Source organism: Sulfitobacter sp. M85 (assembly GCF_029285915.1).
In the GTDB taxonomy this organism is placed as follows: domain Bacteria; phylum Pseudomonadota; class Alphaproteobacteria; order Rhodobacterales; family Rhodobacteraceae; genus Sulfitobacter; species Sulfitobacter faviae.
In genome coordinates, this window is sequence record NZ_JABECQ010000004.1 from 68,713 (window position 1) to 81,305 (window position 12,593).

Annotated in this window: 11 protein-coding genes; 10 read left to right on the plus strand and 1 reads right to left on the minus strand. The window is 62.0% G+C overall.

All coding sequences use genetic code 11. From position 1 onward, the window contains the following. Positions 1–4 precede the first annotated feature (4 nt). The 4 genes from HKX24_RS08900 (at position 5) to HKX24_RS08915 (ending at position 4,077) form a co-directional block, all read left to right on the plus strand. On the plus strand, positions 5–970 hold the full coding sequence (locus tag HKX24_RS08900; RefSeq protein WP_271692089.1) for a response regulator: 966 nt from the start codon (positions 5–7) through the stop codon (positions 968–970). Continuing rightward, positions 957–2,960 (plus strand): ATP-binding protein, encoded by a 2,004-nt coding sequence (locus tag HKX24_RS08905; protein WP_271692088.1) that lies wholly within the window; start codon positions 957–959, stop codon positions 2,958–2,960. The genes HKX24_RS08900 and HKX24_RS08905 overlap by 14 nt, the downstream gene beginning before the upstream one ends. Next, positions 2,957–3,316 (plus strand): response regulator, encoded by a 360-nt coding sequence (locus HKX24_RS08910; protein WP_271692087.1) that lies wholly within the window; start codon positions 2,957–2,959, stop codon positions 3,314–3,316. The genes HKX24_RS08905 and HKX24_RS08910 overlap by 4 nt, the downstream gene beginning before the upstream one ends. Positions 3,317–3,381: 65 nt before the next feature. Beyond that, positions 3,382–4,077: a hypothetical protein gene (locus tag HKX24_RS08915; protein ID WP_271692086.1), complete on the plus strand. Its 696-nt coding sequence runs from the start codon at positions 3,382–3,384 to the stop codon at positions 4,075–4,077. A gap of 16 nt (positions 4,078–4,093) precedes the next feature. Here the strand turns inward: HKX24_RS08915 and HKX24_RS08920 are convergent, their stop codons facing one another. Beyond that, entirely contained in the window at positions 4,094–4,999 is a 906-nt protein-coding gene (locus tag HKX24_RS08920; protein WP_271692085.1) for a LysR family transcriptional regulator, read from the minus strand. Positions 5,000–5,155: 156 nt separating this feature from the next. On the opposite strand from HKX24_RS08920, the gene HKX24_RS08925 reads away from it, so the two are divergent. The 6 genes from HKX24_RS08925 (at position 5,156) to HKX24_RS08950 (ending at position 12,591) form a co-directional block, all read left to right on the plus strand. Continuing rightward, the gene (locus tag HKX24_RS08925) at positions 5,156–6,142 is read left to right on the plus strand and encodes a zinc-dependent alcohol dehydrogenase family protein (RefSeq protein ID WP_271692084.1); all 987 of its coding nucleotides are present in this window, start codon (positions 5,156–5,158) and stop codon (positions 6,140–6,142) included. A 288-nt stretch (positions 6,143–6,430) separates the two neighbouring features. Further along, positions 6,431–7,411 (plus strand): TAXI family TRAP transporter solute-binding subunit, encoded by a 981-nt coding sequence (locus HKX24_RS08930; RefSeq protein WP_271692083.1) that lies wholly within the window; start codon positions 6,431–6,433, stop codon positions 7,409–7,411. Positions 7,412–7,522: 111 nt separating this feature from the next. Further along, the gene (locus HKX24_RS08935; RefSeq protein WP_067268059.1) at positions 7,523–9,766 is read left to right on the plus strand and encodes a TRAP transporter permease; all 2,244 of its coding nucleotides are present in this window, start codon (positions 7,523–7,525) and stop codon (positions 9,764–9,766) included. 120 nt (positions 9,767–9,886) lie between these two features. Beyond that, complete coding sequence (locus HKX24_RS08940) at positions 9,887–10,798, plus strand: AEC family transporter (protein ID WP_271692082.1); 912 nt, start codon at positions 9,887–9,889, stop codon at positions 10,796–10,798. Positions 10,799–10,918: 120 nt separating this feature from the next. Next, entirely contained in the window at positions 10,919–11,509 is a 591-nt protein-coding gene (locus HKX24_RS08945) for a TetR/AcrR family transcriptional regulator (protein WP_271692081.1), read from the plus strand. A gap of 2 nt (positions 11,510–11,511) precedes the next feature. Next, positions 11,512–12,591 carry an efflux RND transporter periplasmic adaptor subunit gene (locus HKX24_RS08950; RefSeq protein ID WP_271692080.1) on the plus strand — a complete coding sequence of 360 codons (1,080 nt, stop codon included), beginning with the start codon at positions 11,512–11,514 and terminating at the stop codon, positions 12,589–12,591. The last annotated feature ends 2 nt before the right edge of the window (positions 12,592–12,593 follow it).

Below are 12,593 nucleotides of genomic sequence, written 5' to 3' on the forward strand. Positions count from 1 at the left end.
AATCATGAGCCCACGAATTATCGCAGTCGACGACTCGGATATCGCGCAGGATTTCATCAGCGCGACGCTTTCTGAGCTTGGCTTTGACGATGTCGTCAGTTTCATCGATCCGCGCAGTGCACTCGACGCGATCGAAAGCGATGAGGCCACGGCGGACCTGATCCTGATGGACATAATGATGCCCGATATCGATGGTATCGAGCTTTGCGCCCGTATCCGTGCCTTGGACAGATGGAGCGATGTGCCGATCATTATGCTGACCAGCCGAACAGATATGGGGTCTCTCTCCGAAGCCTTCATGGCGGGGGCCAACGACTATGTCACAAAACCCTTCAACCGGATTGAGCTTCAGGCCCGTATGCGCAGTTGCCTGCGGCTGAAATCCGAGTTGGACCGCCGCCGTTCGGGCGAAAACCGCAGCGCGCGCCGCCGTGCCGCGCCGAGCGTGTCAGAGGCCACGGTGCCCAGCCTTTTGGGCAGTAAATCCGGGTTTCAGGGGCATCTCATGTCGCTGTCGCCCGCGATGCAAAAAGACCTTGGCCTGATCGTCTTCCGCATCGATGGCGACCGTGACCAATCCGATGCGGCGCGCGCGCAGCGGCAAGAGCTTCAGCGCCGCGTGGCCGGGCTTTTCGGCAAGGTCGAAATCCCCGCGCAAGACGGGTTCGCCCATTGGGAGGATGATCTTTTCGTCTATGGCGCGCTCCACGCGGATCGCGCCCAGCTTGAAGCGCGGGCGCATCAGTTTATCTCAGCCGTGGCTGAGGCCTCGGCCACCGTGAAAGAAGGCTGGACCTCGCGGCCCTTGAGCGTCAGCGCTTGTGTCGTGCCGCCCTCGGATGCGGCTGTCGCCACCTCGCTTGCGCGGGGCATTCAAGGCGTCGAAAGTGCTGGAATAACAAGCGCGCCGGGCAGCATCTGCCTTGCCGCCAATGACATAGGACACCAAGCCGAGAATGGTCAGCACTGAGCCCACTAATAAAGCTGATGCGGAACCGTCTTCGCGCGCGCAGACCCTGTTCTGGGCGCTGATTTCGGCTGCCGTTCTGATCTATTTCGTGGGGCTCGCGGTCCTGACCTGGTCGGACTACAAACGCGCCACGACCCGGGCAGAGGTGGAGCTTGAGCATTTCGCGGAGCTTTACGAGCAGGCGGTCGATGCCTCACTCTCGGTTGCGAATGTGCGGATGTGGGGGCTGATCGATGAGCTGTCGACCGCGCGTCTGAGCAACCCCGCGCAGTTCGAGGCGCAATACGGTGATCTGATGAATGCCGCCGTGCAGGAGACCGAGCAGGTCGATGCGCTTGTGCTGATCGGCGCCGATGGGGTTGTGCTTTGGGCCACGGTGAAGCCGCTTATGGGCCAGTACCTTGGGGACCGGGCCTATTTTCAGGCGGCGATTGGCCTTGATGTGGATGAATATACGGTCGGGGTGCCCATCGTGTCGCGGGCAACAGGGCGGCGGCTGACCCCGATTGCATGGCCCTTGATCGGCATGGATGGCCGGTCGCGCGGGGTCTTGGCGTCTTCGCTGGGCGAGGATTACTACTCGCAATTGCTGGCAATAGATGGGTTGCAACAGGACATGTATGTCGAGGTGGTAACCTCCAACGGAGAGCGGGCCTTTGTTTCGGGGCGGCCTCCACGCGACCCCGATACGCCCGTGTTTCGCGCCCGCAAAGAAATCCCGGCGCTGGACCTCTATATCGACGTGACGCGCAGCAAGCCGGCGGTGCTGCAAAATTACTGGCAGCGCACCTTGGTTTTCGTGGGGCTTGCCACGATCCTGTTCCTGACGGTGATCAACGCGGCGATCCGCGCACGGCGGCAGTCGACCCAATTGGCGCAGGCCCTGCGCACTTCCGAACGGCACCGCGAACGGATCCGCGTGGCGCAGAGCGAATTTGACGCGATCTTTGAGAATGTCGGCGACGGGCTGATCGTCTATAACGACAATAACAAGCTGCACCGCTCCAACCGCAAGGCGCGTGAGTTGATGGGCGTGTCCTCAGATATCGAAGCCGTGCAAAAGCTGCGCGGCATGGTCCCGCCCTTTTCGCAGATGGACGAAGACGTTGCCGTTCACCGCATTCAGATCACCACCGCCGAGAACGAGAGCGTTGCGGTGCAATGCCGGGTGATGAAGCTGCATCTGCATGGGGATTACATCTCCTATAACGTGCTTCAGGACATCTCTGCCGAAGAACGTCTCGTGGCAGCGCGCACGGCCTTTGTCACCTCGGTCAATCATGAACTGCGCACGCCGCTCACGTCCCTCGCCGGGTCGCTCGAAATCCTGCATGACCGCTTTGGCGACAGCATGCCAAAGAATGCGGGCAAGCTGTTGTCGATGGCCACCCGCAATGCCGACCGGCTGTTGGTACTGGTCAACGATATCTTGACCCTTCAGGCGATCGACCAGCGCCAACTCAGCATCCAGACTGAGCGGGTCGCGGTGTCGGAAGTGCTGTCGGAAGCCATCGCGGCCAACACCGGCTATGGGGTGAACCGCGACGTGCAACTTGACATTCACACAGGCCCCGACGCGGCGCAGGAAGCCTATGTGCGGGTCGATACCGTGCGCATGCAGCAAATCTTCTCCAACCTCATTTCCAACGCGGTGAAATATACCCCGCGCGGCGGCACGGTAAAAATCGGTGCCGAGGTGGACGACCAATGGGTCACGTTCTATGTCTGCGATGCGGGGCCGGGCATCCCAAGAGCCGCCCATGATCGTATGTTCAAAAGGTTCGCTGACCCTGTGCACTCTCGCGAAAACCAAGCGAATGGGACGGGGCTGGGGCTGGCCATCACGCGGGAGTTGGTGTTGCGACAAGATGGCGATGTGAGCTTTGAGACACGCTCGGAAGAAGACGGTGATGAGAACCCCGGCACCACGTTCTATGTGCGTTTCGCCCGGGATACAGGCGCCGCGCCCAAGCAGGGGGCATCGGCATGAGAGTGTTGTTCGTCGATGACGAGGATGACATCCGCGAGTTGATCGAGTTTGCGATCATGACCGAAGATGACATCGAACCGACCTTCGCGGCGACCGGGCTCGACGCGATTGCCACGATGGAGACGCAGTCTTTTGACGTGATCATGCTGGATGTGATGATGCCGCCCCCCGATGGTATGGAGGTGCTGCGCTGTGCGCGGGCCAATGCGGATTTGGACGACACGAAGATCGTCATGTGCACCGCCAAAACCTCGCCCGAGTCGGAGAAGAAGTTTCGCGACCTCGGGGCAGATCACATTCTGCACAAACCGTTCAAACCGCTGAAGCTCGCGGATTTCATTCGGTCGATCGTATAATACCTCATCGCTCAGCCTCTCGCGGCTCTGAACACGCGGAACTTACCATGCGCAAAACAGCGAAAATGCCTTCTGACCTCGCGCGGCGATTCTTGCCCCGCCTTGTTGTCCTCTCGGCCATCGGTACCATCGCCCTCCCGGCAAGTGAGGTGGCATCGGCGGCGTGGCCGCGGGGCGAAGACAAAAGCTTTGTCACCCTGTCCTATGAGACCACCGCAGATGGCCCCGACTTTGGCGATTTCGGTGCGTTTTACTACGAATACGGGGTGACCGAGAAACTGACCTTCGGCCTCGACATCGGCAAGAGCCAGAGGGGGGGGCAGGTCAGCGCCATCGCCTTTCTGCGCTATCCGCTTGAGCTCTCGGGCGGGGACAATGTTTTCGCCGCCGAAGTCGGTCTTGGCTGGGCCGAACGGGATGGCAGCGCGGTGGCGGCCCTGCGGCCTGGCCTGTCTTGGGGGCGTCCGGTATCGGGGGCTTGGGGCAGCGGCTGGCTGGGGGTGGAAAGCACCTTTGCCATTTACGAGGACGGCGAAACACTGGGCAAGATCGACAGCACCTTCGGCATCAACCACGAGAGTGGCAACCTGTCGATTTTCAAGCTGGAGTTCGCGGCCCCGTCAGACGGGGATGAGACATTGGCCTTTGCGCCGTCGCATGTGATCAAGGTCTCGGAAAACAGCTTTCTGGAACTGGGTCTGTCGCATGAATTCACCGACGCTGTGACCAAGGTCAAAGTCGGGGTCTGGCACAGCTTCTGACGCGCTTCGGGTCTGCTCAATCCCGCCAATCGGGGCGGTTGCCGAGGTGGGCAATCAGAAAGTCGATGAAATATCGCGTCTTGGGTGTCAGCACGTTTGAGCGCGGATAGACCAGCCAAAGCACCGACCGGTCGTTCATCCGCCAGCCCGGCAACAGCCGCAGCAATCGGCCCGAGGCAAGCTCGTCCGACACGCTCCAAAGCGAGTTGATCGAGATGCCAGCCCCCGCGAGGGTCGCTTCGCGCTGCGCATCGCCATCGTCCATGATCACGCGGCAGGTCATCTCATGCGGGTTGAGCGTGGCGGCTTCGCCCTCCGGCCCGATCAGCGCGCGGGGCTCAAGATCACCCCAAGCGATCAGGTGATGATCCCGCAGCGCGGCGGGGGTCTGGGGCAAACCGTGGGCCGCCACATAAGACGGCGCGGCGCAAAGAACGCGGGTGTCATCGGCCAGTTTGCGCCCCCGCAGGCTGCTGTCGGTCAAGGGTGCGCTGCGCAGGGCGAGGTCGAAACTGCCTTCGATCGCGTCGAACCGGGTATCGGAGAGGCGCAGATCGAGGGTCAGTTCCGGGTAGGTCTCGTGGAATTCCGGCAGCAGCGGCATGATGTGACGCTGCGCAAAGCTGCTGGGGGCGGCGAAGCGCAGGATGCCCTTGGGCCCCGCCTTGGTCCCGCCCAGAATGGCCCGCGCGGCATCGGCTTGGGCCAATATCTCGCGCGCATAGGGCAGAAAGTCCGACCCATCGAGCGATAGCGAGACCTTCCGCGTCGTGCGCCGCAAAAGCTCAACCCCGAGTTCTTGTTCCAGCTTGGCCAAACGCGCGCTGGCGACGGCCGGGGCCATCCCCAAAGCGCGCCCGGCGGCTGAGATGTTCAGCCGTTCGGCAGCCATGACGAAAAGGCGAAGGTTGTCGATATCCATGGGCCGCGGTCCTTGCTGCGGATCATCCGCCGGGTCAGCATATAGTGCTTGGTATTATATTCAATAACAAGAAACTGAACTCAAGTTTCATCCGATTATCTGGCGCGCCATGTTGGCCTATCTCTGTCTCAACGCAATGTAACGGGAGATAGACCGATGAAATCCATGACCCTCACCAGCTATGGCGCAGAGGCGCCTTTTGTCGAAGCCGATTTGCCACGCCCCTTGGCCACCCCCGGCCATGTGGTGCTGCGCGTCAAGGCGACCAGCGTGAACACCATCGACACGATGATCAAGAACGCGGGCAAGGACCTGCCTCTGTCGCCTGACCTGCCTGCCGTTCTGGGCATGGATTTCGCCGGGGTGATCGAAGAGATTGGCGAAGGTGTCACCGGTTTCGCCGTGGGTGACGAGGTCTATGGCTGCGCCGGTGGCTTGGCCGATCTGCAAGGGACGCTGGCCGAATTCATGCGCGCCGACACGCGGCTCATCGCCCATAAACCCAAATCCCTATCGATGCGCGAGGCCGCGGCCCTTCCGTTGGTCGGCATCACCGCTTGGGAAGGGTTGCACCGCGCAGGCGTCGCAGCCGGGCAGAAGGTGCTGGTCCAAGGCGGCGCGGGCGGGGTCGGCCATCTCGCGGTGCAACTGGCAAAGCACATGGGGGCCGAGGTCTCCTCGACCGGCACCGGGGATGACCAGATGGCGGTGATCGAGGGCTATGGCGCGCGGGCCATCGACTTCAAAGCCGAGAAAATCGAAAACTATGTCGCCGCCCATACCGCAGGCCGCGGTTTCGATGCTGTTTTCGACACCGTGGGCGGGGACAATCTGCCGAACTCTTTCGCCGCCGCTGCGCTGAACGGCCATGTGGTCACGACCGTGGCCCTGTCGGCGATCGACCTGACCCCGGCGCATTTCAGCGGGCTGTCCTTGCATGTGGTCTTCATGCTTTTGCCGATGCTGCATGACGTGAACCGCGCGGTGCATGGGGAAATCCTTAGCAATCTCGCCACGCTGGTCGACGAGGGGGCGGTGAAGCCGCTGCTCGACGAAAAGACCTTTGATCTGAGCGCGGTTGGCGATGCCTATGCGCGGCTGCAAAGCGGACAGGCGATCGGCAAGGTTGTGGTCGACGTCTAAGTCAGGCCGAACACTGATTGATATCACGCTCCGCTGCGCCTCCCGCGCGGCGGGGCTTTTAGCGGCCTGCCCCTTCCCTCGATCACTGCCGCTGGCGCGCAACTGCCAAAGAATGCGCCATTGACCCAACGGTAGGCTGCCTCTTTCTCTCTCATCCCTGGTTTCACGGCAAATTCGGACTTGCCTCTGCCTGTCAGTGTACAGTTAATTGGCCGGACAAGCTGAATACAGCGGCGGCGCGCGGCACCCTGTGCCGACGCCCGTTAAGAGCAACCAAGGGAGAGAGACATGAAATTCACCGCAATCCTCGCCGCAAGCACCATTCTGGCAGGCGCTGCCGTCGCTCAGGACACGGATAAATCCGACTGGCCGAGCAGCTTCACCGTGGGCACGGCCAGCCAAGGCGGCACCTACTTCGCCTATGGCTCGGGCTGGGCAAACCTTGTGGCCAAAGAACTGGGCCTGACCGGCGGTGGCGAAGTCACCGGCGGCCCGATGCAGAACATGGCGCTGGTCCACACCGGCGAGGCGGCCTTCGGCATGACCACAATGGGCCCGGCGGCGGAATCGCTGGCTGGCACCAACCCCATCGCCCCCGGTTTGGAAATGACCCAAGCCTGCGCGATGTTCCCGATGTATCAGACACCCTTCTCCGTGACCGCGCTGTCGTCCTCGGGCATCTCCTCGGTCGCTGATATTCCGGCGGGTGCCAAGATCGGCTTTGGCCCGGCGGGTTCCACCTCAGACACCTATTTCCCGCGCATGATGGACACGCTCGGCGTCGAGTATGAGCGCCGCAACGGCGGTTGGACCGATCTGGGCGGCCAGTTGCAGGACGGTCTGCTGGACGTGATCGCCTTTGCTGCCGGTGTGCCGGTGCCTGCGGTCAGCCAGCTTGAGGTGCAGACGGATGTGAACATCATCGAGTTCACCGAGGAAGAGCAGGCCAAACTGCTCGAAGAGTTCCCGGTGTCCGAGTTCACCATCGACGCCAGCACCTACACCACGCTGGAAGAGGGCGCGCGCTCGGTCTCCATGTGGAACTTCGCGATTGCCAACTGCGATCTGCCGGAATCCTTCGTCAAAGCGGCTGTGGATGTCGTCATGTCCGACAATGAGCGGATGAAAGGCATTCACAAGGCGGCGGCTTCGACCCTGCCTGAGAACTGGGAGAAGAACACCGTTCTGAAATGGCATCCCGGTGCGGCAGCTTGGTTCAAAGAGAACGCGGATGCCGATATTTCCGACGATATGATCTACGGCAACTAAGCGAACGCCTAGACAAACTTGCATGCCGTCCCTAATCGGGGCGGCATCTTGCCATCATCCCGCCTGATTGTCGGGACAGATCCCGCGCAGATATCGGGAAAGGAAGCCTCCATGACAGACCAGCATAGCGCCGCCGACCCGCAGGGCCCGATTGTCGCCGAAGGGGTCGATGACGAACCGGTAGAAAGCAATCGCCGCATATTCACCGGGCGCACCTATCTGGTCGTTGCGGCCATGTCGGCGATCTATGCCTTCTTTCACATGGCGGCACTCAACGGCATGTCGATCGGAGAGCTGACCGGCATCCGCATCCCGCTTTTGCCGACCTTCCCGATGGAGACGTGGAATTTCCGCATCGTGCACATCGCGGGTGCGCTGATCCTTGGCTTTACCCTCTATTCCGCCCGCGCCTTTGTGGATGAGGGCAAGGGGCAGGGCCGTCATCCGCTGGATTTCGTGGCATGGGCTGCGATGATCCCGGCGCTTTATTCGATTTGGACCGCGTGGAGCATCGCCAGCCAGATCGCTGGCGGCACCCAGTGGAACGGCATGAGCCCCGAGTTCAAGACCCTCGAAATCTATCATTATGGCCTGCCGCTGGTGGCGGCGACGGCCATCGGCATCGTCGTGGGGTGGCTGCGCGGACGCGAGCGGGGGCAGGTTTCGCCTGCGGACCTGTTGCTGTCCATCTGCGGTGTGGCCGTGGCGATTTACCTGATCACCATGTACGGCACCTTGATGCGCAACTCGACGGGCACGCCCTTTGCGCCCATCGGCATCTCCATCGCCGCAGTTGCAGGCACCGCGCTGATCATGGAGCTGACGCGCCGCGTGGCGGGGCTTGCGCTCATCGTGATCTCGGGTGTCTTTCTGGTCTATGTCTTCGTCGGGGACATGCTGCCGGGCTTCCTGAACGCGCCCAACATCCAGTGGACCCGCTTCTTTAGCCAAGTCTACACCGATGCGGGTATTCTGGGGCCGACCACGGCGGTGTCGTCGACCTATATCATCCTCTTCATAATCTTCGCAGCCTTCCTTCAGGCATCGAAGGTGGGGGACTATTTCGTCAACTTCGCCTTTGCCGCCGCGGGCCGCTCCCGCGGGGGCCCGGCCAAGGTCGCGATCTTTGCCTCGGGTCTTATGGGGATGATCAATGGCACCTCGGCGGGCAATGTGGTGGCGACAGGCTCGCTGACCATTCCGCTGATGAAAAAGGTGGGCTACCCGGCCCGGACCGCAGGCGCGGTCGAAGCCGCCGCCTCGACCGGGGGGCAAATCATGCCGCCGATCATGGGGGCGGGCGCCTTCATCATGGCCGAGATCACGGGCATCCCCTACACCGATATTGCCGTGGCGGCGATCATCCCGGCGGTGCTCTATTTCGTGTCGATCTACTTCATGGTGGATTTCGAAGCAGCCAAGCTGGGCATGCGCGGGATGCGTTCCGAGGAACTGCCCAAGCTCAAGGACATGCTGCGCCGGGTGTTTCTGTTCATTCCGATCATCATCCTGATCTATGCGCTGTTCATGGGCTATTCGATCATCCGCGCGGGCACGCTGGCGACGGCGGCGGCGGCAGTGGTGTCGTGGTTCACGCCCTTCCGCATGGGGCCGCGCAGCATTGTCAAAGCCTTTGACCTGGCCGGGATCATGTCGATCCAGATCATTGCGGTCTGCGCCTGTGCGGGCATCATCGTGGGTGTCATCAGCCTGACCGGTGTCGGCGCGCGTTTCTCTTCCGTGCTGTTGGGGCTGGCGGAGGCGAGCCAATTCCTCGCCCTGTTCTTTGCCATGTGTATCGCCATTCTGCTCGGCATGGGCATGCCCACCACGGCGGCCTATGCGGTGGCGGCTTCGGTCGTGGCGCCCGGTCTGGTGCAACTGGGCATTCCGCTGCTGACGGCGCATTTCTTTGTCTTCTACTTCGCCGTCGTCTCGGCCATCACGCCCCCCGTGGCGCTGGCGAGCTATGCCGCGGCGGGGATTTCGGGCGCCAACCCGATGGAGACTTCGGTGGCCTCCTTCAAGATCGGCATCTCGGCCTTCATCGTGCCCTTCATGTTCTTCTACAACGGCGCGATCCTAATGGACGGCACGTGGTTCGAGGTGATCCGCGCGGGCGTCACGGCGATCTTCGGGGTCTATCTGCTGTCTTCGGGTATGCAGGGCTGGTTCGCGGGCAGCGGTGCGGCTTGGTTCATCCGGCTGGGCCTGATCCTCGCGGCGCTTTGCATGATCGCGGGTGGTCTGATGACCGACCTCATCGGCATCGCAGTGGCGGCGGTGATCTTTGCCGTACAGTGGAAGTTCCGCCCCGCACCCGACGCCCAAATCGCGGTACACGGCAGCGATTGATCCGTGATTGATCCATGTCCCGGCCCTTTGGGGCCGGGGCCGCCCGTTTGAGGCATCGCTCCCTGTTGCATCTGGGCCAAGCCGCGCCTAGGGTCCGCGCGATCCTTCCGGGCGGTTAATATGTTCACTATCTTTCTGGCCATCGCGCCGGTCTTCGCGCTGATCCTCATGGGCTATGGCCTGCGCCGGGGCGGCATCCCTTCGACCAAGTTCTGGAACCTGAATGACCGGCTGGTCTATTGGGTGCTGATGCCTGCGCTGTTCTTTGCCAAGATCTCGGCAGCGGACCTCAGCGGTGGCTTGGGCGACTATGCCCTGCTGCTCTACGCTGGGTTCTTTGCAGCGATCTTTTGTGGCTGGCTGTTCGGTCGGGCCTATGCCGCGCCGCAGGGCAGTTCGCTGATGCAGGGCAGTGCGCGGTTCAACACATTCATCGGCCTCGCGATTGCCGAAGCCGTTTTTGGCACGGCGGGGCTACAGATCGCCGTTCTCGGTTCGGCCCTGCTGGTGCCGGTGGTGAATGTGACTGTGGTGACGCTGATGACCCGGCAATTGGGCGGGGGCGGGAAATCCATCCTCAAAGGCTTGGTGAAGAACCCACTGATCCTCGGCATTCTTGCAGGCGTGCTGTTCAACTTCGCGGGGCTGCACGAAGTGCCGGTCTTGCACGAAAGCGCGCGCATCTTGGGGGATGCGGCGCTGCCGATCATGCTGCTTTGCGTCGGCGCCAACCTGCGGCTGCGCGGGCTGTCCGGCTCCGTCTCGGTCATCGGGCTGTCGATCATCGGCAAACATCTGGTGAACCCGCTGGCGGTTCTGCTGGCTGCGCTGATGCTGAACCCCGCGCCGCTGACGCTGCAAATCGCGCTGATCTTTGCAGCTCTGCCGACCGGCGTGGCCAGCTATACACTGGCGCGTGAGATGCGCGGCGATGCGCCTTTGATGGCGGCGATCATCACCACGCAGACGCTGCTCAGCTTTTTCACCCTGCCGCTTACGCTGTACCTCGGCAGCCTGATTTCCGCGCCCTAAACCCCGTTCCATGTGCAAAACGCGATTGTGATCTGCGCAGGCCGCATGGCGGCTGATTTACAGGTTGACATATTTGGTTCGAATGTCCAATTGCGCCTTGACCAATGTCAAGGAGCCTGCATGACCGAACTCGAAAAGACCGTGCTTGACGCTGCGCTGCATGTCTTTTCCCGCTATGGGGTCAAGCGCACCAGCATGGGTGATCTGTGCGAAGAGGCGGGTGTCTCGCGCCAGACCCTCTACAATCGGTTTCGCAACAAGGACGACATTCTGCGCGGGCTGATCGGGCGCTACACCGAATTGGCGCTGGAAGAGATTGCCGAAGAGATGCCCAATGCGCCCGATCTGGCGGCGCAGCTTGATCTGATCTTTGATCGGATGGTGGTGCGCGGCTATGACACGATGCAGGCGATGCCCAATGCGCAGGATTTCATCGCCGGGGCCAATGCCGTCAGCCAAGAGGCGCTGCAATGTTCCGCCGGGCGCTTTCGCGACGTGATCGCTAAGGTGCTGATGCCCTATGAGGCGTCGATCACCCGCAATGGCCTGAGTGTCGAGGCGCTGGCCGATTTCATCCAACGTTCCGCCAAGGCCGCTGGCATGCATGCGCTGGACCGTGACCATTTTCTCGCGCAGCTGCGCACCCTCAAACAACTTAGTCTGACCGCCGCCCTTGGGCCCGTGCCGGATGCTATTCATAAGGAAGACTGACTATGGCCAAGTGGCTTGTTGAGACGACGCGCGGGACCGGCGCGGGGCGGGTGTTGGGATTTGCGCTGGCCTTGGCCGCCGGTGTCGCCGCGCCAATGGTGGCTGCCGCCGAAATGCCGGTGGTAAAGCTGCAAACGGTTAAGGTCAGCGACGCCGAGGTTGAGCGCGTGTTCTTTGGCAAGGTGGTTGCACGTGAAACCGTGGACCTTGCCTTTCAAGTCGGCGGTCAGATCGAGGAATTCCCCGTCGAAGAGGGGGCCACGGTCAGTGAAGACACGGTCGTCGCTCGGATGGATCTGGAGCCATTTCAACTGGCGCTAGAGCAGGCGCAGGCCAATGACGCGCAGGCGCGCCGGACGATGGAGCGTTATCAAAAGCTCGCCGGGTCTTCGGTGGCCGAGGTCAATCTGCAAGACGCGGAAACCGCCGTGACGGTCAACGATATCGCGGTGCGCAATGCCGAACGTGATCTTGAGAACGCGACCCTCCATGCGCCCTTCGATGCGATTGTCGCCTCGCGGCTGGTGCCCAATTACTCGACCGTCAGCGCGGGCACCCCGGTGGTGCGTCTGCATGACATGTCCGAGTTGCGGGTCGAGATCGACGTGCCCGAAACCCTGTTCCTGCGCGCAGGCCGCGACCCCAGCGTGCGCTTCATGGCCAAGTTTCCGGCCAACGCCAATACCTACCCGATGCAAATACGCGAATACAACGCCGAGACGGCGGATGTCGGCCAGACCTATAGCATCACCCTTGGGGCGGAATTGCCCGAAGATTTCGTGCCGCTGCCCGGCGCCTCGGTCGAGGTGCGCGCCACGCTGAACATCGGCGGTTCGAGCATCATCGTGCCCGACACCGCCATCGTGGTCGGCAATGACCGCGGCACCTATGTCATGGTCTTTGACCCCACCGGCGCACGCGAAGGCACGGTGACCCGCACCGCGGTCGAGATCACCCCAACCGCGCGCGGCGATGTCAAAGTCGAAGCGGGGCTGTCGGATGGTCAAGAGATCGTCGTGAGCGGCGCAAACCAGCTTGAAGACGGTGCCGTCGTGCGCCGCTTCGTCGGTTTCGGAGACTGAGC